Origin of the sequence: Actinomadura graeca, from assembly GCF_019175365.1 — a bacterium.
GTDB lineage: Bacteria > Actinomycetota > Actinomycetes > Streptosporangiales > Streptosporangiaceae > Spirillospora > Spirillospora graeca.
The window spans coordinates 3427768-3447820 of the sequence record NZ_CP059572.1 but is presented as its reverse complement, the minus strand read 5'-3'; the positions used below and the strand labels follow the sequence as shown (position 1 = coordinate 3447820).

19 protein-coding genes are annotated in these 20053 nt (G+C 74.6%); 8 read left to right on the top strand and 11 right to left on the bottom strand.

Going from position 1 to position 20053, the window contains the following annotated elements:
• Window positions 1-3: 3 nt before the first annotated feature.
• From AGRA3207_RS15110 to AGRA3207_RS15095, 4 genes are all read right to left on the bottom strand, one after another.
• Entirely contained in the window at window positions 4-1278 is a 1275-nt protein-coding gene (locus AGRA3207_RS15110; RefSeq protein ID WP_231336301.1) for a UDP-glucose dehydrogenase family protein, read from the bottom strand.
• Window positions 1279-1669: 391 nt separating this feature from the next.
• A complete protein-coding gene (locus AGRA3207_RS15105; RefSeq protein WP_231335259.1) occupies window positions 1670-2146 on the bottom strand; it encodes a hypothetical protein in 477 nt (158 codons plus the stop codon).
• Between the two features lie 106 nt (window positions 2147-2252).
• Entirely contained in the window at window positions 2253-3038 is a 786-nt protein-coding gene (locus AGRA3207_RS15100) for a thioesterase family protein (protein ID WP_231335258.1), read from the bottom strand.
• 38 nt (window positions 3039-3076) lie between these two features.
• Window positions 3077-4747 (bottom strand): LCP family protein, encoded by a 1671-nt coding sequence (locus AGRA3207_RS15095; RefSeq protein ID WP_231335257.1) that lies wholly within the window; start codon window positions 4745-4747, stop codon window positions 3077-3079.
• Window positions 4748-4998: 251 nt separating this feature from the next.
• On the opposite strand from AGRA3207_RS15095, the gene AGRA3207_RS15090 reads away from it, so the two are divergent.
• Complete coding sequence (locus tag AGRA3207_RS15090; RefSeq protein ID WP_420830888.1) at window positions 4999-6069, top strand: glycosyltransferase family 2 protein; 1071 nt, start codon at window positions 4999-5001, stop codon at window positions 6067-6069.
• A 94-nt stretch (window positions 6070-6163) separates the two neighbouring features.
• Window positions 6164-7021, top strand: a complete 858-nt coding sequence (locus tag AGRA3207_RS15085) for a hypothetical protein (protein WP_231336550.1) — start codon at window positions 6164-6166, stop codon at window positions 7019-7021.
• 60 nt (window positions 7022-7081) lie between these two features.
• Here AGRA3207_RS15085 and AGRA3207_RS15080 read toward each other — a convergent pair whose 3' ends face one another.
• Both AGRA3207_RS15080 and ispD read right to left on the bottom strand, forming a co-directional pair.
• Window positions 7082-7834 carry a glycerophosphodiester phosphodiesterase gene (locus AGRA3207_RS15080; protein WP_231335256.1) on the bottom strand — a complete coding sequence of 251 codons (753 nt, stop codon included), beginning with the start codon at window positions 7832-7834 and terminating at the stop codon, window positions 7082-7084.
• The gene (gene ispD, locus AGRA3207_RS15075; protein WP_231335255.1) at window positions 7831-8574 is read right to left on the bottom strand and encodes a 2-C-methyl-D-erythritol 4-phosphate cytidylyltransferase; all 744 of its coding nucleotides are present in this window, start codon (window positions 8572-8574) and stop codon (window positions 7831-7833) included. Before ispD ends, AGRA3207_RS15080 begins: the two co-directional genes overlap by 4 nt.
• Before the next feature lie 86 nt (window positions 8575-8660).
• On the opposite strand from ispD, the gene AGRA3207_RS15070 reads away from it, so the two are divergent.
• The 6 genes from AGRA3207_RS15070 (at window position 8661) to AGRA3207_RS15045 (ending at window position 14368) form a co-directional block, all read left to right on the top strand.
• Window positions 8661-10127, top strand: coding sequence for a hypothetical protein (locus AGRA3207_RS15070; RefSeq protein WP_231335254.1), 1467 nt, complete (start codon window positions 8661-8663; stop codon window positions 10125-10127).
• On the top strand, window positions 10124-10765 hold the full coding sequence (locus AGRA3207_RS15065) for a DUF5941 domain-containing protein (RefSeq protein WP_231335253.1): 642 nt from the start codon (window positions 10124-10126) through the stop codon (window positions 10763-10765). The genes AGRA3207_RS15070 and AGRA3207_RS15065 overlap by 4 nt, the downstream gene beginning before the upstream one ends.
• Window positions 10762-11505 carry a phosphocholine cytidylyltransferase family protein gene (locus AGRA3207_RS15060; protein WP_231335252.1) on the top strand — a complete coding sequence of 248 codons (744 nt, stop codon included), beginning with the start codon at window positions 10762-10764 and terminating at the stop codon, window positions 11503-11505. The genes AGRA3207_RS15065 and AGRA3207_RS15060 overlap by 4 nt, the downstream gene beginning before the upstream one ends.
• A 70-nt stretch (window positions 11506-11575) precedes the next feature.
• The gene (locus tag AGRA3207_RS15055; protein ID WP_231335251.1) at window positions 11576-12649 is read left to right on the top strand and encodes an iron-containing alcohol dehydrogenase family protein; all 1074 of its coding nucleotides are present in this window, start codon (window positions 11576-11578) and stop codon (window positions 12647-12649) included.
• The gene (locus AGRA3207_RS15050) at window positions 12639-13490 is read left to right on the top strand and encodes a CDP-alcohol phosphatidyltransferase family protein (RefSeq protein ID WP_231335250.1); all 852 of its coding nucleotides are present in this window, start codon (window positions 12639-12641) and stop codon (window positions 13488-13490) included. Before AGRA3207_RS15055 ends, AGRA3207_RS15050 begins: the two co-directional genes overlap by 11 nt.
• Window positions 13487-14368, top strand: a complete 882-nt coding sequence (locus tag AGRA3207_RS15045; protein ID WP_420830887.1) for a glycosyltransferase family 2 protein — start codon at window positions 13487-13489, stop codon at window positions 14366-14368. Before AGRA3207_RS15050 ends, AGRA3207_RS15045 begins: the two co-directional genes overlap by 4 nt.
• A gap of 349 nt (window positions 14369-14717) precedes the next feature.
• Here the strand turns inward: AGRA3207_RS15045 and AGRA3207_RS15040 are convergent, their stop codons facing one another.
• From AGRA3207_RS15040 to AGRA3207_RS15020, 5 genes are all read right to left on the bottom strand, one after another.
• A complete protein-coding gene (locus tag AGRA3207_RS15040) occupies window positions 14718-15350 on the bottom strand; it encodes a TetR/AcrR family transcriptional regulator (protein WP_231335249.1) in 633 nt (210 codons plus the stop codon).
• A 96-nt stretch (window positions 15351-15446) separates the two neighbouring features.
• Window positions 15447-16148, bottom strand: a complete 702-nt coding sequence (locus AGRA3207_RS15035; protein ID WP_231335248.1) for an MBL fold metallo-hydrolase — start codon at window positions 16146-16148, stop codon at window positions 15447-15449.
• 74 nt (window positions 16149-16222) lie between these two features.
• Entirely contained in the window at window positions 16223-18667 is a 2445-nt protein-coding gene (locus AGRA3207_RS15030) for a HelD family protein (RefSeq protein ID WP_231335247.1), read from the bottom strand.
• A 212-nt stretch (window positions 18668-18879) separates the two neighbouring features.
• Entirely contained in the window at window positions 18880-19392 is a 513-nt protein-coding gene (locus tag AGRA3207_RS15025) for an SRPBCC family protein (protein ID WP_231335246.1), read from the bottom strand.
• 32 nt (window positions 19393-19424) lie between these two features.
• On the bottom strand, window positions 19425-20015 hold the full coding sequence (locus tag AGRA3207_RS15020; protein ID WP_231335245.1) for an HD domain-containing protein: 591 nt from the start codon (window positions 20013-20015) through the stop codon (window positions 19425-19427).
• Between the last annotated feature and the right edge of the window lie 38 nt (window positions 20016-20053).

Sequence of the window (20053 nt, the reverse complement as noted above, 5' to 3'; positions counted from 1 at the left end):
AGGTCAGGGGCGGCCGAGGGCGCGGTAGTTCCAGCCGGACGCGCGCCAGCGCTCGGGATCGAGGGCGTTGCGGCCGTCGACGATGTTGCGTTCGGAGACGGCACCGGCGAGCGACTCCGGGGCCATGTCGCGGAACTCGGCCCACTCGGTGAGCAGCAGGACGACGTGAGCGCCGCGGGCGGCCGACAGCGCCGAGTCGCCGAAGTCCAGCGACGGCTGCGCGCGGCGGGCGTTGCGCATGGCCTGCGGGTCGTACACCGTGACCTTGCCGCCCTGGGCGCGGATGGACGCGGCCACGTCGAGCGCCGGGGAGTCGCGGACGTCGTCGGAGTCCGGTTTGAAGGCCGCGCCGAGGACGCCGACCGTCCGCCCGATGAACGAGCCGCCGAGCAGTTCCCGGGCGAGGTCCACCATCCGGATCCGGCGCCGGATGTTGATCTCGTCGACCTCGCGCAGGAAGGTGAGCGCCTGGTCGGCGCCGAGCTCCCCGGCGCGGGCCATGAAGGCGCGGATGTCCTTGGGCAGGCAGCCGCCGCCGAAGCCGAGGCCGGGCCCGAGGAACCGGCCGCCGATCCGGTCGTCGTAGGAGAGGGCCTCGGAGAGCTTCGTCACATCGGCGTGCGCGGCCTCGCAGACCTCCGCCATCGCGTTGATGAAGGAGATCTTCGTGGCGAGGAACGCGTTCGCGGCCACCTTCACCAGCTCGGCCGTCGGCAGGTCCGCGGCGACGAACGGGGTGCCCGCGGACAGCATCGTCGAGTAGACCTCGCGGAGCACCTTCTCGGCGTGCTCGGCGGCGCCCTGCTCGGCCGGCAGCCCGGCCACGATCCGGTCCGGCTTCAAGGTGTCCTGGACGGCGAACCCCTCGCGGAGGAACTCGGGATTCCACGCGAGGACGGCGTCGCCGCCCGCCGGGGCGAGCTCGGCCAGCCTGCCGGCCAGCCGCGCCGCCGTCCCGACCGGGACCGTGGACTTGCCGACGACCAGGCACGGGCGGTGCAGCAGCGGGGCCAGGGTGTCGACGGCCGCGTCCACGTAGGTCAGGTCGGCGGCGTACTCGCCCGCCTTCTGCGGGGTGCCGAGGCAGAGGAAGTGCACGTCGCCGAACGCGGCGGCCTCCTCGTACGACGTGGTGAACCGCAGCCGCCGGCTCTCCAGGGCCCTGCGCAGCACCGATTCCAGCCCGGGCTCGTAGAACGGCAGGTCGCCGGCCGACAGCCGCGCGATCCTCTCCTCGTCCACGTCCAGGCCGAGGACCTCGAACCCCAGGTCGGCCATGCACGCGGCGTGCGTGGCCCCGAGGTAACCGGTCCCTATGACCGTCAGCCGGTAGGCCAAGGCGGGCTCCTTTCTCGGATCGCCGAGCCGTCCCCGCCGATCTTCGGGTGCGGCCGGCTCCGGGGATCTCCGGCTCCGGGGGTCGTGCCCGGTGGGAGCCGGATGCCGGCGGCGGCCGGGCGGGTCCATGACCTGTGAGTTTCCCAGGTCAGGGCCTCCGGATGCGTGGCGCCGGACGTGGAGGGCGGGAGGCGGAGGGTCGGGGGGTCGGGAAGGCGCGGATGCCCTCCGATCCTACGGGGGCGGCGGTGCGGCGGCGCGGCGGTGCGGCGGCGCGCGTGAGGCCCCGCCCGCGGCGCGCGCGGGACGGGGCCTCGCCGGGCCGCGCGCCTCAGGTGCGGGAGATGGTGAGGATCAGGGCGCCGTTCTTGCCAAGCCGCGGCTGGAACACGAGGTCGTTGAACGTCGAGCTGGAGTGCGCCGCGCCCGCGTCCAGCATCGTGACCATCTTGGCGCTCCCGCGGTGGACGGTGAGCGTCACCTGGGACCCGTTGCGCTTGACGCCGACCGAATCCGCGCCGTACTGCTTGTCGATCTTGATCTGCTGGCCGCTCTGGACCTCGACGTCGCACTCGGCGTCCAGACAGGCGGTCAGGTCGGTGCCGTCCTTCGCGCCGGACGAGCCGCCCGCGGACGGCGCCCGGGGGTCCTTGGCCGGCGCCGGCGGCGGGTCCGCGGCCGCCGGCGCGTCGTCCCCGGGCGGCGGCGCGCCCGCGGCGGCGGCGATCCGCGGGTCACCGGCGAGGCCCGAGAGGGCCATCGCGGCGGCGGCGGTCGCGGTGATCAGAACGAGGATCCTTGACGGCATGCTGGTGCCTCCTGACGATCGCACGTGACTTCTCCCTGTCTCCCTATCATCACGGAGAGTAGTCGATCAAGGATCGCCAAGGTGGGAGAGGGGTGTCGAGGCCCGATCAGCCGGGTGGCTCGTCCACGAGGAGGGTTTGCAGGACGCGCCCGAAATCGCCGGAGCGGTCGGCGAGCGCCGCCTCGCACAGCGCGCTGCCCCGCGGGCTCGTGTGCACCGCGGCGCCCATGCACAGCCACTCGCCGACGGGGTCGCGGTGCAGCGCGACCGTCAGGTCCGTGTTGATGATCAGCCACTTGGAGAGGTCGAGCTGGCTGCCGACGCCGGAGGCGCTGTCGGCCAGCACGAGCGCGCGCACGAGCGGCGTGTCGGCCTCCCCCGACACGAGCGGGACGCGCGCCCGCGCCCAGGTCACGCCGGGTCCCGGGCGTCCGAGCGCCCCCTCGACGACGCGCCACTCCATCGCGGCCAGATAACCGTCGGCGTGGGCCTCCGGCCAGGTCTCCAGCGGCGGGGTGGATTCCGGGAGGGGCGGCGGAGCGGGCGCGTGCGAGAAGGCCGGGAGCCGCTCGGGCGCGGCGAGGATCCGCCACGCGGTGGCGCGGGCGACCGGCCGTCCCGCGTGGGTCATCACGGCCTCCAGCAGCGCCACCCGCCGGCCCGGCCGGACGACGCGCGCGGTGACCGCCAGCTCCGCCACCGGGACGGGACCGAGGATCTCCACCGTCACCCGCGCCACCCGCGTCCCGGGGACGGGCTCGTGCCGTTCGAGGGCCCGCCCGAGCAGCCCCGCGACCGGCCCGGCGTGCTGCGCGTCCGGCGACCACGGGCCCGCCGTCGCCGGGGTGGCGGCGAACGACCCGTCGCCGAGCGGCCGGTAGAACTCCTCCACGGGACCTCCCTCGCTGTTAGAACAGCATTCTAGGGTGGTCAGCCGCAGAGCTTCTGGGTGGCCGTGCCCGTCTCCAGCGCCGGGTCCTGGGACGGCGCCGCGCTCGGCGAGGCGCCCGCGACCCTGACCTTCTTGGCGCCGTCCCAGTTCGCGCCGACCATCACCTGCACGCGCGGGCCGAGCGAGCGGACCTCCTTCATCCGCGCGCCCGGGATCGCCGCGGCCAGCGTCTTCGCGGAGTCCTCGCGGCCGGGGCCGTACTGGATCTGCGTCGTCTGGAGCCCGCGGCGCGCCACGCCAGGCACGACGGTCGCGTGGAACCCGGCCTTGTCCAGTTCCCCGCCCGCGCGCGTCGCGAGCCCCCGCGTGCCGATCGCGTTGAGGACGCGGACCTGGATCTCGTCCGGCGGCACCGTCAGCGCGTCCCGCGGCGTCTTCGTCGGCGACGCGCTCGGCTTCGGCGTCTCCTTGACCAGCGGCTGGTCGCGCCGGATCCGGGTGAACAGCTCGTTCGCGCGGTGCTGGTCCCACTGGACGGTCGACTGCGGCCCCGGGGCGTTCCACAGGACGGTGTTGAAGTCGGGGTTCGCCAGCGGCACCTTCGCGAACGTGAGGCTGTCGGTCGACAGGTCCTTCATCTGGTTGGCGAGCTTCGGCAGGTCCTCGGCGAGATCGGGGTCGACGCGCAGCGACTTCAGCGCCGCCTTCAGGAACCTCGCCGACTTCACCGGGTCGCTGAGCGTCCTGCTGGACAGCGCCTGCTTCATCATCGACGCCATGAACTGCTGCTGCCGGTCGATGCGCCCGAGGTCGCTGCCGCCGGTCAGGGTGTAGCGGGCGCGGGCGAACCCGAGCGCCTTCAGCCCGTCCACGTGCGACTTGCCCGCGGGGAGCCGCAGCCCGCTCTTGGCGTCGTCGATGGGCTGCTCGGTGCACACGTCCACGCCGCCGAGCGCGTCCACCATGTTGACGAACCCGTAGAAGTTCACCTCGACGTAGTGGTCGATGGACACGCCGGTCGTCCGCTTGATCGTGTCGACCGTCAGGTCGGGCCCGCCGAACTGGTACGCCCACGTCAGCTTGCCCGGACGGGACGGGACGTGCGCCCCCTTGGGCCCCTCCGAGCCGTTCGACTTGTGCGACGGGATCGTCACGTAGGAGTCGCGCGGCAGGTTCACGACCGACACGCGGTCGTGGTCGCGGGAGACGTGCAGCAGCAGCATCGTGTCGGACCGCTCGCCCGGCTCGTGGCCCAGCTTCGCCGCGCGCTGCTGCTCCCTGGTCAGCCCCTCGCGCCGGTCGACGCCCGCCACCAGGATCGTCATCGCGCCCTTCGGCGCGTCCTTGCCCTTGCCGAGCCCGCCGACCTTGACCCTGTCGATCGCGCTCGTCACGTAGTTCTGGAACGCCCACGCGCCGCCCGACGTGAGCAGCACGAACGCCGACATCGTCCCGGTGACCATCAGGAAGCGCCGCTGCCGCCGGGCGCTCATCGCCGCCCGGGGGCTCAGCCCCGGGCCGGGACGGCGCGGGCCGCGCGGCCCCTCCACCGACACCCGCGGCGCGGGCATCCCCTCGATGGTCACGCCCTCGATGCCGCCGTCGTCGTCCGGCTCCGCCCCCTCCGGGGCGCCGCCCGCGGGCCGAGGCCGGAAATAGTGCTCCAGCGGGTCGGCGTCGCCTCGACCTGAGTCGTGCCCGTCTGCCATGCCGACCGCCCGCCTCCCCAACGACCTCATCCGGCTCGTAATGACGCGATTCCCCACCACTCTAAAGTGGGAGACACCGGTCCGATGGGTACCTGGACCTCGTGTCCTTGCAGTAACGTGGCGCCGTCTCGACCACGTCCCGGCGGCCCGCACGCGAACCTGGGTGGCGTGGGCTGCGTCAGACAAGCCAGCAAGAGAGAGGAAGGGGGGCCTCCTCAGGCCGCCAGGCCGAGGTGCGTCCGCGAGCCCACATGAATCCGTCTCCCCACGCCCGGCCTGCCCGGCAACCCGGCGCGCAGTCCCGTCCCGTCCCCGGTGAACGCACCTGGCCGGCCGTGTCGGTGGTGATGCCGGTGCTCAACGAGCAGCGGCACCTGACCGACGCCGTCCGCCGCATCCTGACCCAGGACTACCCGGGCGAGCTGGAGCTCGTCCTCGCCATCGGCCCGTCGCGCGACCGCACCGAGGAGATCGCGCGCAAGCTCGCCGGCGAGGACCCCCGCATCGTGGTGGTCGCCAACCCGACCGGACGCACCCCGCAGGGCCTCAACATCGCGATCAAGGCGTCGCAGTACTCCATCATCGTCCGGGTGGACGGGCATTCGCTGCTCCCGCCCGACTACGTGCGCGCCGCCGTCGAGACGATGGAGGAGTCCGGCGCCGACAACGTCGGCGGGATCATGGCCGCCGAGGGCGTCACCGGGTTCGAGAAGGCCGTGGCACGCGCGATGACGTCCAAGCTCGGCGTCGGCAACGCCCGCTTCCACACCGGCGGCGAGGCGGGCGAGGTCGAGACCGTCTACCTCGGCACGTTCCGCCGCAGCGCGCTGGAGCGCGTCGGCGGCTACGACGAGACCTTCACCCGCGCCCAGGACTGGGAGATGAACCACCGGATCCGGCAGAGCGGCGGCCGGATCTTCTTCACCCCGCGGATGCGCGTCACCTACCGCCCGCGGCCCAACCTGCGGGCCCTCGCCAAGCAGTACTTCCACACCGGGCGCTGGCGCCGCGTCGTCGGACGCGAGCACCAGGGCACCCTCAACCTGCGCTACCTCGCGCCGCCGATCGCCGTCCTGGCGATCACCGCCGGGACGGTCGCCGGGGCGTTCGGCTTCTGGCCGGCCTGGATCCTGCCCGGCGGGTACGCGGCCGCGATGGTGGCCGGCGCCGCCGTCGAGGGACGCGGCCTGCCGCTGTCGGCCTGGGTGCGGCTCCCGCTCGTCTTCGCGACCATGCACCTCACGTGGGGCGTCGGTTTCCTGACCAGCCCGCCGGGGCTCGGCCAGCCGACGCCCGCCAAACCCGGCGAGGCCGTCCGGTAACGGGCACTCCGGCCGGACGTGAACCCCCGTGCGCCCAGGCACGTCTGAGGGTTAGGTTGGCGGGAACGTGCCGCCGGCCGAGAAGGGGTGGCCCATGTCCAACGGTGCTCGCCACGCGCTAGGCGTGGTGATCGGCCTGATCGTGACCCCGGTGGCCGCGGGGCTGCTGACCTACGGGACGCAGCGGCTCGGGCGCGCGACGCGCGGCGCCGCCGTGCTCGGGTCGTCGGCCGGGGGCGGCGACAAGTGGATCGGCGCGGTGCTCCTGATCGGGATCGCGGTCGCGCTCGGCCTGACGGTGGGGTCGCGGCTCTCGCCGATGGCCTCGCTCGTCCCCGGCGCGACGTTCACCGCCGTCGGCGCCCTGTGGGTGCTGGCGCCGCACTGGACGGTGGTGCACACCGCGAAGGACCCGTTCCCGGACAGGCTCGTGATCGGCTACATCACGCTCGGCCCCAACGGGGTCTTCCTCGTGATCGGGGTCCTGCTCGTCGCGGCGTCCCTGGTGCCGTCCCGCTGGCAGGCCCGCGCCGCCACCCGCGCCGCCGGTGCCGCACCGCGCTTCGGGTCGCCGCCGCCCGCGCCGCTGGGCCCGCCGCCGGGGGGCCCTGTGGGCGCCGCGCGCCCCGGGGGCGCGCCCCCGCTCCCCGGCCAGGCCCCTCCGCCCGGCCAGAACGTCCCGTGGCCGCCGCCGGGCCAGTACGGTCCCGCTCCGGGCTCACCGGCCCCTCCAGGGGCACCGGCGTCTCCGGGGGCGTCGGCGAGCCCGTTCGCCCCGCTGCCCGCGGCGGGGTCCCACTCGCCTCAGGCCGGCCCTCCTGCGAGCCCGCCATCGGGCCCTCCGGCGGGTTCGGACAGGCGGCCGCAGGCGAGCGGCGCCGACGAGGGCGTCGGCGAGTGGACGCAGATGTACGGCGGCGACGACCTGCGCGGCGGAGGCGGCCGCTCCTGACCCGCGCCGGGCCGTCCGAGACAGCCGAGGCGGTCCGAGACGGTCGAGCGGTGCGCCGGACTAGCGGACGGCGGCGAGCACGCCGGGGATGTCGTTGACGACCATCGCGTCGAACCCGGCCGCCGCGTAGGCCGGTGCGCGCTCGGCCGTCGGGCACCAGGCGATGACGTCCAGGCCCGCCTTGTGCGCCACGTCCACGCAGCGCTCCAGCGGGCGCAGCCGCGTGTCGGGATGCTCGAAGCCGCAGGAGCCTGTGTGCACGGCGACGGCCTGGAGGTCCAGGCCCGCCGCCGCCGGGACCGCGTGCCACAGCGGGAACCGCAGCCAGGTCAGCAGCCCCAGCGGGACGCCCGGCAGTTCCTCGCGCAGGAAGACCAGCAGCGACGGGTCGAACGAGGTCACCAGCAGCCGGCGGCGGCGCGCCTCGCGCTTGAGCACCGGCAGCAGCAGCGCCCCGGTCCGCCGGGACGGCTCGTCCACCGCGTCGTCCAGGACGGTCTTGACGTCCACGTCCACCGCGACGTCGGCGGGAAGCTCGGCGAACACCTCCTGGAGCCGCGGCAGGCCGCTGGCGGTCGCGGGCAGGTCGACCACGTGGCCGCCGTCGGGGACGGTGGGGTCGTGCCGCAGGACGAGGTCGTCGTCGGCGGTGCGCGTCACGTCGATCTCGACCCACGACAGGCCGGCGCCGACGGCGGCGAACAGGGACGGCAGCGTGTTCTCGGCGACGGCCGGGCCCGCCCCCGGCGGCACCGGGGCACCGGCGCCGTAGCCGCGGTGGCCGATGACGGCCGGGGTGTCCTCGAAGATCACGTCAAGTCCTCCGTGACGGTGTCGGCGGCCGCATCGCCCGCGGCGTCGCCGGCGGCGGCCAGGTGCTCGGCGACGACGACGTCCAGCGGCCGCGTGACCTTGAGGTTGCGCTCGTCGCCCGCGACCACCCGGATCGGCACGTCCGGCAGGTAGCGGTGCACGACGCCGCAGTCGTCGGTGGCGCGCAGGTCCGGGTCGGCGAGGGCCAGCGCGTAGGCCCGGCGGACGGTCCCGAGCCTGAACCCCTGCGGCGTCTGGAACCGGCTCATCGTCTCCCGGGGCGGCATCGAGACGACCAGGCCGTCCTCGACCACCACGATCGTGTCGGACGCGGGGACGCCCACCGCGACGGCCTCGTGCCCGTCCAGCGCGTCCACGACCCGGTCGATCACCGCGGCGCCGACGAACGGGCGCGCGGCGTCGTGGAACAGCACGCGGACCTCGTCCGCGTGGCCCTCCAGGACGCGCAGCGCCGCGGCCGTCGAGGCGGTGCGCGTGTCGCCGCCCGCCACGACGGCGCTCACCCGGCGGAACGGCGCGGCGGCGGCCGCGGCCTCCCGCAGGTGCGCCGCCGCCATCACGACGACGACCTCGTCCACGGCCGGATGCGCGTCGAACGCCGCCACCGCCCGCGCCAGGATGGTGCGCCCGCCCACCTCGACGAGCTGCTTCGGGCGCCCGGCGCCCAGCCGCGCGCCGATCCCGCCCGCGAGCACCACCGCCACCGTGCGCGTCGCCATCTCTCCCCGTTCTCCGCTACCCGGAGTCATCGAACCATTACGCTGTGCACGTTGCCACACTGCCCCGACCAGGCCCGGAGGCGCCGATGACCAGGGTGCTGATCATCGCGACCGGGTGCGCCGCCGACACCACCCCCACGGCCGCGCTGCCCTGCGGCGGCGGCCCGGAGGCGCCCACCCTGCTGACCCGCCTGTGCCGGCGGCTGGACACGCTCAACGTACCGGGTCGTGGGGGGTCGTCCCCTGACAAGGGACCGGGTTGTTCCGTGGGACGCGGGGAGCCGTCCCTCCACAGGCGACCGGAACGGCATGTCGTCACCCGGCCCGGACTCGCCCCTGCGCTCCGCAAGGACGGCCACGACGTCATCGAGTGCGAGGACGTCGCCGGCGACCTGCGCGAGATCGCCCGGCTCGCGCGGGCGGCGCACGGCCCCGTGGCGGTGCTGCCCGGCGACCTCGTGGTGGGCGGCGGGCCGCTGCGCCGCCTGATGCGGGACGCGGCCCCCGCGGCGGCGCTCACCGTTCCCGCCCGTCCGGACGGGTACGGGCTGGCCCCCGTCCGGCTGGACGGCGGCCGGATCGTCGCGGCCGGCACCCCGTCCCAGCGACCGGGCGGCGCCGACGCGGCCTCACCGGGCGCCCTGCGTGTCGACGGGCCGCGCGCGGCCGTCCTCGCCGATCTGGCCGACGGGCTCGCCGCGCTCCTGGAGACCCCGGGCACCCTCGACGCGGAGTCCCCCCGTCCTGCGGAGGCGGGGGAGTTGCTGCTCGCCGCGCTCGTCCGCGCGGGTGTGCCTGTCGCGTCCTGCGACGCCGGGCGGTCGGTCTGCGCGCGCGCCGGGAACGAGCAGGAGTCGCGCGCCGTCACCGAGGAGGCCGACGGGAGACCAGGGCGGCCCGGTGTGTTCGTAGGGCGCGCGGGTGCCGCCGCCGGACGCGACGGGGGCGTCGTCGCCTGCGCCGCCGACGCCTGTACACCGCACCTGACCCGCTGGACGGCCTGGTGGCGCCTCACGCCCAACACCGTCACCGGCCTGTCGGCGGGCGTCGCGGCGCTGGCCGCGGTGTGGTTCTCGGACGGCACCCGCCCCGGGATGATCGCGGGCGCGTTCCTGCTGTGCCTCTCGTTCGTCCTCGGCCGCGCCGACGGACGGCTCGTGCGGCACGCCCGCCGCCCGGCGTTCGGCGCCTGGCTCGACGCGATGTCGCTGCCCGTCAAGGAGTCCGCCGTGTACGCCGGGCTCGCGATCGGCGCCGGAGTCGCGGCGCCGGGCGGCGCCGTCCACGCCGGGAATGTGTGGCCGCTCGCGGTGGCCGCGCTCGCGCTGACCGTCCGTCCCGGCGGGGCGGACGCGGGCACCGGCCCCGGCCGGGCGTGCCTGCGCCGCGCCCGCGAGGCCGCCGCGCTGCCGGAGGGGGAGCGCTGCGCGCTGGTCGCCGTCACCGCGGCCGCCGCCGACGCCCGGGTCGCGTTCATCGCGCTGATCGCCTGGGGGGCGGCCGCCGCCGTGCTCGTCCCCGCAGGTCAGCTGCTGAGGGTGGCGGCACGGTGAGGGGCGCGGTGAACCTCCCCGCGCGCCGCGCGCCCGTCCCGCCCGGACCCGCGCGCACCTGCCGCGACGACGGCCCGCTGTCGGCCGCGCTCGGACGGCTCGCCGGCGGGACGCTCCCGCCGCTGCCCGGCGTCGTCCTCGCCGCGGCCGCCGCCTGCGGGCTCACCGCCGCCGGGACCACCGGCGCCCCCGCCCCGGCGCTGTGCGCGCCCGCCGTCGTCCTGCTGCTGGCCGGGCCCGCCTCCGCGCACCCGCACACCGGGCCGATGGACCGGCTCGTACCGCCCATAATCCGCGGGATCGAGTATGGTTACCTCGCCGTGTTGGGGTTTGCGCAGGGAGTTTCGGCACCGCTCGTCTACGTGCTGATCGCGGTCCTCGCGTTCCACCACCACGACACCGTGTACCGCTCCCGCCTGGGACTGCGTCCGCAGGCGTGGGCCCTCCGCGCCGGACTCGGCTGGGAGGGCCGGATGCTCCTTGCGGCCCTCGCGGGCCTCTGCGGGCTCCTCCCGTTCGCGTACGCTGCGCTCGCCGCCTACCTTGGTGTGTTGTTCGCGGGCGAGGGCGTCACCGCGTGGGCGCGGACCGGACACGGCAGCGGCGTGATGGTCGACCTGGAGGAAGAGGAAGCATGATCGGCATGGTGCTGGCGGCGGGCGCGGGCCGGAGGCTTCGGCCGTACACCGACACCCTCCCCAAGGCCCTGGTCCCCGTGAGCGAGACCGCGGACGGCGAGACCACCATCCTGGACATCGCCCTCGGCAACATGGCCGGGGTCGGGCTGTCCGACGTGGTCATCGTCGTCGGCTACCGCGCGGAGGCGGTCGAGGAGCGCAAGTCCGCGCTTGAGGAGCGGTACGGCGTGTCGCTCACGCTCGTCCACAACGACAAGGCCGAGGAGTGGAACAACGCCTACTCCATGTGGCTGGCTCGGGAGCACTTTTCCAAGGGCGTCCTCATGGTGAACGGCGACACGGTCCACCCCGTCGGGGTCGAGAAGACCCTATTGTCCGCTCGTGGGCCGGACATCCTCCTCGCTGTGGACAACGTGAAAACTCTCGCCGACGAGGAGATGAAGGTCACCCTCGACGCCGGCGGCGGCCTGAAGACCATCACCAAGCTGATGGACCCGTCCACCGCGTACGGCGAGTACATCGGCGCGACCCTCATCGAGCCCGCGGCCGCGGAGCCGCTGGCCGACGCCCTGAAGGCCACCTGGGAGAGGGACCCGGACCTCTACTACGAGGACGGGTACCAGGAGCTCGTGAACCGGGGCGGCCGCATCGCCGTCGCGCCGATCGGCGAGGTCGACTGGGTCGAGGTCGACAACCACGACGACCTGGAGAAGGCCCGGCGGATCGCCAAGGGCTACTAGGGCGGACGCGGCGCCGCGCCCCGGCGCCCGCCGCCGGCCGAGCGACCGACGATCCCGAGCGAGGAGGCCCATGCCCCTGCTGACGCGGATGCTGACCGCGCCGCTGTCCATCGACGTGAGGCGCGGCGCCGTCGCCGCCCTCGGCGACCTGCTGGCCGACAAGCGGATCGCCACCGAGGGCCGGGTGGCCATCGCCGTCGGCCCCGGCCAGGGCGACCAGATCGCCGAGCACGTCCGGCCCTCCCTCGCGGCCTGCGAGGTCTTCCAGGTCGAGGGCGGCACCGTGGACGCGGCGGTCAGCCTGGCCGGCAGGCTGCGCGCCGGGTCCTACGAGGCCGTCGTCGGCATCGGCGGCGGCCGCACGATCGACGCGACCAAGTACGCGGCGACGCTGTCGGGCATCCCGATGGTCTCGGTCGCCACGAACCTCTCCCACGACGGGATCTGCTCCCCGGTCGCCTCCCTCGTCCACGAGAAGGGCAAGGGCTCCTTCGGCGTGGTGATGCCGCTGGCGATGGTCGTCGACCTCGACTACGTCCGGGCGGCGCCCCCGCGGCTCGTCCGCGCCGGGATCGGGGACGTGGTGAGCAACTTCTCCGCCGTGGACGACTGGCTGCTCGCCGCGGACGAGTGCGGCGAGCGCGTCGACCGGATGGCCCTCACCGTCGCCCGCACCGCCGCCGAGGCGCTGCTGCACCAGCCGGAGTCGATCGAGTCCGACCGGTTCCTCACCGTCCTCGCCGAGGGCCTCGTCCTGTCGGGGATGGCGATGGCGTTCGCGGGCGACTCCCGTCCCGCCAGCGGCGGCGACCACGAGATCCTGCACGCCATCGACGTGCTCTACCCGGGCACCGCCAACCACGGCGAGCTCGCGGGCATCGGCGCGGCGTTCTGCTACCACCTGCGCGCGACCCGGCTCGGCGAGGGCGCGGACCGCCTGGCGGAGATCCTCACGTGCCTCGCCCGGCACGGCCTGCCCCGCTTCCCCGGCGACATCGGGCTGTCGGTGGAGCAGTTCGCCGAAGCCGTCCAGTACGCCCCGCAGACCAGGCCCGGCCGCTACACGGTCCTGGAGCACCTCGGCCTCGACCCGGACGCGACCCTCAAGGCGGTGCAAGAGTATGTCCAGGAACATGGAGGCTGAGATCACCGGGCACCAGGTCCCCGGCGACGACCAGCGTCCGCACCGCAAGGGCGCCAGCGTCGCCGACATCCGCCGCTACGGGCAGCCCCCCGGGCTGAAGGACCGGCGCAACGAGGAGCACTGGGCGGGCCGCCTCTACATGCGCGACCTGTCCCCGTACTTCGCGTGGATCGCCCTCCGCCTGGGCTTCAGCCCCAACCAGCTCACCTACCTGATGATGCTCAGCGGCATCGTCGCCGGGGTCGTGGTGTCGCTGCCCGCCTCCGGCACCGCCGCGCTGTGGACGGCGCTCGGCGGCGCCGTCCTCATCCAGGTGTACCTCCTGCTCGACTGCGTGGACGGCGAGGTCGCCCGCTACCTGCGGCGCACCTCCGTCGCCGGCGTCTTCCTCGACCGCATCGGCCACTACCTGTCGGAGGTCTCCCTCCTCATCGGCCTCGGCTTCGCCGCGCAGGGCGGCTGGAGGAACGGCGGCTGGGCCGAGCTCGGCCTCGTCGCCGCGCTCGGCGCCGCCCTCATCAAGGCGGAGACCGACAACGTCGTCGTCGCCCGCGCCAAGTCGGGCCTGCCCGCCGACCCCACGGGCGGCGACCGCGCGCTGCGCCCCCGCTCCACCGGCATCGCGCTGGCCCGGCAGGCCGCGTCCATGCTCCGCTTCCACCGGATCATCGGCGCGGTCGAGCTGTCCCTGCTGATCCTCGCCGCGGCCGCCCTCGACGCCGTGCTCGGCACCGAGACCCCCGCCGCCGTCCGCGTCCTCATGGTCGCGGTCGCCGCCGTCGCCGTCCTGCAGACCCTGCTGCACCTGGTCAGCATCCTGGCCTCCCGGAGACTGAAGTGAAACTCAGCGTCGTCGTCCTCACGATGGGCAACCGCCCGGAGGAACTGGCGCGCGCGGTCCGCAGCGCGCTGGAGCAGGAGCACGTGGACGTGGAGGTCGTCCTCGTCGGCAACGGCGTGGACCCCGTCGGCGACCGCGCGGGCACCGCCCCGTTCGACGACGAGCGCGTCAAACCCCTCACCCTCCCGAAGAACCTCGGCATCCCCGGCGGCCGCAACCGGGGCGTGGAGGCGTCCGGCGGCGACGTCGTGCTGTTCCTGGACGACGACGGCTGGTACCGCTCCTCCCGCCTCGGCACCTACCTGCGCGACCGTTTCTCCGCCGAACCCGACCTCGGCGTTGTGTCCTTCCGCGTCCGCGACCCCGAAGGCGGCCGCGGCGAACGCCGCCACGTCCCCCGCCTGCGCGCCGGCGACCCCGAGCGCTCGTCCGCCGTCACCACGTTCCTCGGCGGCGCCTGCGCCATCCGCCGCGCCGCGTTCGACGCCGGCGGCGGCCTCCCGGAGGACTTCTTCTACGCCCACGAGGAAACCGATCTAGCCTGGCAAATCCTCAACGCCGGCTACCGCATCGTCTACGACGCGTCCGCCGTGATGTTCCACCCGGCCGTCCTGCCCACCCGCCACGACATGTTCTACCGCTACAACGCCCGCAACCGCGTCTGGCTGGCCCGCCGCAACCTCCCCTGGCCCCTGGCCCTGACCTACCTCTCCGTCTGGGTAGGAATGACCCTCCTCCGCGAACGCAAGCCCGCCGCCCTCAAACCGTGGTTCAAGGGCTTCGCCGAAGGCTGGCGCAAACCCGCAGGCCCCCGCCGCCCCATCACCTGGCGCACAGCCTGGCGAATGACCAGAACAGGCAGACCCCCGGTCATCTAACCCGCCGGGTTGAGGCGTGAGCGGCCGTCGGCCCCAGCCCAAGGTGACCCGAGGAATCGCGATCGCGTCCGAAGGCAGTTGCGAGCTTGCGAGCAACTGATCGCGCAGCGAGCCGTCAAGGCGAGTTCGGAGCGATGCAGCGATCGCGGTAGTGCCCGTTGAAGGAGGGCGTCCAGCGCCCGACGCCGAGGGCACTACTAATGAACACTGCGATCGCGTCCGAAGGCAGTTGCGAGCTTGCGAGCAACTGATCGCGCAGCGAGCCGTCAAGGCGAGTTCGGAGCGATGCAGCGATCGCAGTAGGGCCCGTTGAAGGAAGGCGCTTTAGCGCCTGACGCCGAGGGCCCTACTAATGAACAACCGCCAGGATCAGGTTCGTCAGTTCTTGGGTGATGGCGTCTCTGGGGATCTCCTGGTCGCGGGCGGACCAGTGGTGGACGAGGTTGTTCACGGCGCCGATGATCGCTATGACGGTGAGGCTGTAGTCGCGGTCGGCGGCCTCGCCGCGGGCGACGGCTTCGCGGGTGATGGCGAGGAGGGTGTCGGCCCATTGGGAGCGCCAGCCCAGGCGGTGGCGTTCCAGGTCGGTGCTGACGCCGACGACTTCGACGAAGGCGATGCGGGCCCAGCGGGGGTCGCTCGCGGTGACGGTGATGAAGGCGCGGACGGCGCGTTCGACGAGGGTCGCGAGGTCGGCGTCCTCGGCGCCTTCGAAGGCTTCGGCGAGGGCGTCGCGGGCGCGTTCGTTGATGTCGCGGTGCAGGGCGGTGAGGAGTTCCTCGCGGCCGGAGAACTCCTCGTAGAAGTTGCGGGTGGAGACGCTCGCGGTCGCGCACAGCCGTTCGATGGACGTCGCGGCGTAGCCGCGGGTCCCGAACATCTCCAGCCCGGCCGCCAGCAGCCGTGCCCGCCGCTCGGCGCGGCGCTCCTCGGCGGAGCGGCCTCCGTAACTGCGCCGGGGGGCGGGGTTTCGGCCGCTCATCGGTCTCCGTCCACTAGCGGGGGGCTCGCGTTAGCCTAACCCCGCCGGGGCCGTCGGGCGCCTGGCCGGACGGTTCCGGATCACCTCTCCGCGGTGTCAGCCCGCGGCGGCCCTGAGGTGGGAGGCGGCGTTCTCGGTGACGGGTTCGCCGTGGCCGAAGCAGGCGATGTCGGTGTCGAGGGCGGCGAGGCGGGTGAGGGACTCGGCGGCGAGGGGCGGGTCGGCGTTGAACACGCCCAGGATGACCTGGCCGTCGTCGAGGCGGGCCACGGTGTCGCCGGTGAACAGGATCCGCTCGTCGGGGATGTGGAGGGCGACGCTGCCCGGGGTGTGGCCGGGGGCGGCGACGGCGACCGCGTGGGTGTCGCCGAGGTCGATGAGGTCGCCGTCGTCGAGCATGCGGTCGACGCGGACGCGTTCGACGGGCGGTGTCTCGGTCAGCCCGGCCTGGACCTGCTCCCAGATGGGGCGTTCCCAGTCGGTGATCTGGGGTCGCGGGCCGGTCTCGTCGCCCTGGATGAAGGGGGTGTCGGCGCGGTGGGCGAGCACTTCGACGCCGTCCCAGGCGGCGATGGCGGCGGCGGAGCCGGTGTGGTCCTCGTGGAAGTGGGTCAGGACGAGCCGGCGGAGGTCGCCGGGGTCGCGGCCGATGTGCCGGATGGCCTCGGCGATGGCGGGCGCCGAGCCGGGGAGGCCGCTGTCGATGAGGGTCAGCCCGGCGGGGGCGTCCCAGAGGTAGGCGTGGCCGACGGGGAAGCGAAGGTGGTGGAGGCGCGGATGAAGCCGGATGACGTCCATGGGTCCGACGCTAGGCCGGATGGGGCGCTACCACCCGGTGGCTACGCCCTGGGCTGATCCGCCCTGGGCGTATCTCAGCCGGTGAGGGTGCGTTCCCAGGCGGGGTCGGCGGTGAGGACGGTCAGCCGCTGCGTGGCGCGGGACACCGCGACGTACAGCACCCGCAGGCCGCGCGGTGACTGCTCGGCGACCGTCTCGGGCGCGGCGATCACGGCGGCGTCGAATTCCAGGCCCTTGGCCTCCAGGACGTCCAGCACCTGGACGCGTTCGGGCAGTCCCGCGGCGAGCCGGTCGCGGGCGGCGGCGTCCCAGGCGGGGGAGGCGTCCGGCTCACCGAGGGCGAGCTGGCCGCGGGACTCCTCCAGCGCCAGGGGGATGATCAGCCCGATCGTCCCGTCCACCTGGCCGAGCAGTTCCTCGGCGGCCTCCCGGGCGGCGGCGGGCAGGTCCTCGCCGGGGACGACGCGCACGACCGGGTCGATGCCGGACGTGCGGACGGCGCGGGCCGGGCGCGCCTCGGGCAGCGCCACCGCCAGGACCCGCGCGGACACGGCGGCGATCTCGGTTGAGTTGCGGTAGTTCGTGGTGAGTTCGTATTCGTGCCTCGCGCGGCGCGGCGGGGGCTTGCGGTTCCGCCGGGAGCGGCCGCGGGGCGACGGCCGCTCCCCGCCGAGCGCGGCCTCCATGGCCCGGCGGGCGGCGTCGAGGTCCTCCCAGGCGCTCTGGGCGGGGTCCTCCACGATCGTCCAGCTCGCCTGGCGGCCGCGGCGGCCGAGCATCCGCCACTGCATGGGGGAGAGGTCCTGCGCCTCGTCCACGACGATGTGCGCGTATTCCGGGCGCTCCTCGACGACGCCGTCGTCGACGCGGCGCGAGCGCTCCAGCCGTTCGATGGACGTGGACAGCTCCCGCATCTCCGGCTCCCACGTCTCGCCGGCCACCTCCTCGCCGGTGAGGATGTTGACGCCGTCCACCACGAACGGGTCGTCCTCGGCGGGCGCGCCGCGCCGGGACGGGCGCGGCGGCGGGCCGAGCAGCGCGTCGAGCTCGTCGAGGAGCGCGACGTCCTGGTAGCTGAGCGGGGCGCCGTCCCCGGCCCAGGACGCGGCGAGCGGTGTGAGGTCGGCGCGGTCGAGGTCGCGGCCGGCGGCGTGCCGGAGCCGGTCGGGGTCGCCGAGGGAGCGCAGCACCTCCAGCGGCCGGCGGATCGGCCACCAGGCGGCGAGGAAGCCCGCGAACGCGGACTGCTCACGGATCTTGGTGTCGAACCGGGCGCGCTTCGGGTCGCCGTTGCCCCGGGGGCCGGCGGCGGGCTCGTCGTCGAGGGAGGCCAGCCCGTCCGCGGCGAGGATCGCGTTCCACAGGCCCGCCTCGGCGCCCTCGGCGGCCTCGGCCGCCTCCGGGCCCCCGACGTCGTTGTACCGCTGCCACAGGGCGTCCAGCAGCGCCTCGGCGGCGCGGCCGCGCGCGGCGTTGACGGAGCCCCGGCTGCGGCGGTGGAGGTCGGCGCGGATCCGGTCGAGCCGCGCCCGGTCCAGCGTGACCACCACGCCCTTGAACACCACGCGCAGCTCGCCGGGGGCGCCGGGCGCCTGGTCGGCGACGGCGCGGCGCAGCACGTCCGCCATCGCGTCCGACCCCTTGAGCCGCGCGAGCCGGGGTGTGTCGTGGACGGTGGCGGTCACGCCGTCCACCAGGTCGCCGAGGGAGCGCAGCGCCGCCGACCCCTCGCCGAGGGACGGCAGCACCCGCTCGATGTAGGCGGTGAAGCGGCGGTTCGGGCCGATGACCAGCACGCCGCGCGAGCCGAACCGGCGGCGGTGCCGGAACAGCAGGTAGGCGACCCGGTGCAGCGCGACGGCGGTCTTGCCGGTGCCGGGGGCGCCGCGCACCAGCACGGTGCCCTCGGCGGGCGCGCGGATCACCTCATCCTGCTCCCGCTGGATCGTCGCGACGATGTCGCGCATCGCGCCCTCGCGGGTGCGCGCCAGCGACGCCAGGAACGCGCCGTCGCCGACGACGGTCATCCCGTCGGCGGCGGCGGGGTCGAGCAGGTCGTCCTCCAGGTCGACGACGGTGTGCCCGCGCGAGTGCAGGACGCGGCGCCGGACCACGCCGCGCGGGTCCTCGGGGGTGGCGCGGTAGAAGTCCTCGGCGGCGGGGGCGCGCCAGTCGATGACGAGGGAGTCGTGGTCGCGGGTGCGCACGCCGACGCGGCCGACGTAGCGGATCTCGCGGGAGGCGAGGTCGAGGCGCCCGAACACCAGGCCGTCGTCGGCGACGTCGAGGGCCTGCGCGCGCAGCGCCGCCTGGTGGACCATCGCGTCCCGGTCGACGAGCGAGCCCTTGGTGCCGGCGAGCGACTGCCGGTACCCCTCGCGGATCATGGCCTGCGCGTCCGCCCGCATCTCCTCCAGCCGCGTGTACGCGACGTCGACGTAGCGTTGCTCGGCGGCGATCTCCTGGTCCTTGACCGTGCCGCCGGTACTGGACGGATGCCCGGTGACCTGGGACGACATGCAGGCTGCTCCTCGCGACTCCGCTGCCGGGGACGTCCCCCGGCGCCCCCGGAGGGGCGAAAGGGACAGCTTATTCGCTCCCCTCCGCCTCCAGGGCGGACCGATACCCACGGCCCGCCCAGCGATGCCCCCGGGCGTCCTCGCGATGCCCCGGGCGGGCTCCGCGATGCCGGCGGGCGTGCTCGCGAGCGCGTCCGGCCGTCCTCGCCCGGTCAGGAGGGCGAGCCCTCCGGCGCCGGGGCCGGCGCGGACACCGCCGCCTTGATGCGGTCGAGGGTGGCGCGCATCCCCGCGCGGTTGACCTCGGCGCGGCCTTCGGCCGGGACGCCGGTGAAGATCTTGCCGATCAGGCCCACGAACCCCGCGCTCCGCCCACCCCGGCGCAGGTCCTCCCAGTACTCGGTCAGACGGGTGGAGCCGTCGCCGATGTCCTCGACGCGGTAACCCCACAGCGCGACGGGCATCCCGAACGTCGACACCCGGAACGCGAACGCCTGCCCCGGCACGGCGGACGTCACCTGGCAGGTGGTGAACCACACGCGCCATCCGATGCGGTTGAACCCGACGAACCTCACGCCCGGCACGATCGCGCGGCCGCGGACCCAGGTCGCGAAGACCTCCGGGCTCCACTCGCGCATCCGCCGGACGTCGGCCACCGCCGCGTACACCGCTCTGGGGCCGGCCTCGATCGCGACGCTCTCCTCGACCACCCATTCGCGTTCCATGGCCGCATCATCCCGCATGGGCGACCGCCCGGTCATCTGAGATGCGCGAACCGCTCACGCCAGGACGCGAACCATGCGGCGAACCACGGCTCGCCCTCCGCGAGGGGCAGGATGTAGGTCACCGTCTCGGCGTAGTAGCGGCGCTGGAAGTCGGGCGGCATCTGGTCCAGGCGCTGGACGTTGCTCACCCGGTCCGACAGCTTCACCAGGATCGCCTCGCGCGGCGCGTCGCGCAGGCGCCGCAGGTAGGCGGACCTGGCGGCGCGGCGGGCCTGCCGTCTCGGCCCCGCGGCGGGCGGCTCGGTGACCCAGTCGACCAGCTCGGCCACCTCGTCGCCGAACGCCGCCTCGATGTCGGCGACCGTGGCGCCGGTGTCCTCGACCACGTCGTGCAGCAGCACCGCGTCCAGGATCGCCGGGTCGGTCACGCCTGCGCCGCGGACCAGCGCCTCCAGGGCCTCCAGCAGGTGCTCGACGTACGGGACGCCCGTGGGGCGCAGCTGGCCGCCGTGCCAGCGCTGCGCCGCCACGGCCGCGCGTTCGAGCCGGTCGAGGTCGATTCCGGAGCCCGCGAGGCCGGCCCGGGCCGCGTCCCACGTCCGCCAATGGGTGAAGACCTCCACGGTTCCGCTTCCCAATCTGCGTCGGCCGTGTCGCGCGT

What these genes read in the sequence shown, in the direction of transcription:
- AGRA3207_RS15035 (WP_231335248.1), bottom strand. Translation starts at nt 16,148, where the DNA reads ATGGACGTCATCCGGCTTCATCCGCGCCTCCACCACCTTCGCTTCCCC.
- AGRA3207_RS15060 (WP_231335252.1), top strand. Translation starts at nt 10,762, where the DNA reads ATGATCGGCATGGTGCTGGCGGCGGGCGCGGGCCGGAGGCTTCGGCCG.
- AGRA3207_RS15105 (WP_231335259.1), bottom strand. Translation starts at nt 2,146, where the DNA reads ATGCCGTCAAGGATCCTCGTTCTGATCACCGCGACCGCCGCCGCCGCG.
- AGRA3207_RS15110 (WP_231336301.1), bottom strand. Translation starts at nt 1,278, where the DNA reads ATGGCCGACCTGGGGTTCGAGGTCCTCGGCCTGGACGTGGACGAGGAG.
- AGRA3207_RS15070 (WP_231335254.1), top strand. Translation starts at nt 8,661, where the DNA reads ATGACCAGGGTGCTGATCATCGCGACCGGGTGCGCCGCCGACACCACC.
- AGRA3207_RS15085 (WP_231336550.1), top strand. Translation starts at nt 6,164, where the DNA reads ATGTCCAACGGTGCTCGCCACGCGCTAGGCGTGGTGATCGGCCTGATC.
- AGRA3207_RS15050 (WP_231335250.1), top strand. Translation starts at nt 12,639, where the DNA reads ATGGAGGCTGAGATCACCGGGCACCAGGTCCCCGGCGACGACCAGCGT.
- AGRA3207_RS15090 (WP_420830888.1), top strand. Translation starts at nt 4,999, where the DNA reads ATGAATCCGTCTCCCCACGCCCGGCCTGCCCGGCAACCCGGCGCGCAG.
- AGRA3207_RS15025 (WP_231335246.1), bottom strand. Translation starts at nt 19,392, where the DNA reads ATGGAACGCGAATGGGTGGTCGAGGAGAGCGTCGCGATCGAGGCCGGC.
- AGRA3207_RS15030 (WP_231335247.1), bottom strand. Translation starts at nt 18,667, where the DNA reads ATGTCGTCCCAGGTCACCGGGCATCCGTCCAGTACCGGCGGCACGGTC.
- AGRA3207_RS15055 (WP_231335251.1), top strand. Translation starts at nt 11,576, where the DNA reads ATGCCCCTGCTGACGCGGATGCTGACCGCGCCGCTGTCCATCGACGTG.
- ispD (WP_231335255.1), bottom strand. Translation starts at nt 8,574, where the DNA reads ATGGCGACGCGCACGGTGGCGGTGGTGCTCGCGGGCGGGATCGGCGCG.
- AGRA3207_RS15040 (WP_231335249.1), bottom strand. Translation starts at nt 15,350, where the DNA reads ATGAGCGGCCGAAACCCCGCCCCCCGGCGCAGTTACGGAGGCCGCTCC.
- AGRA3207_RS15095 (WP_231335257.1), bottom strand. Translation starts at nt 4,747, where the DNA reads ATGGCAGACGGGCACGACTCAGGTCGAGGCGACGCCGACCCGCTGGAG.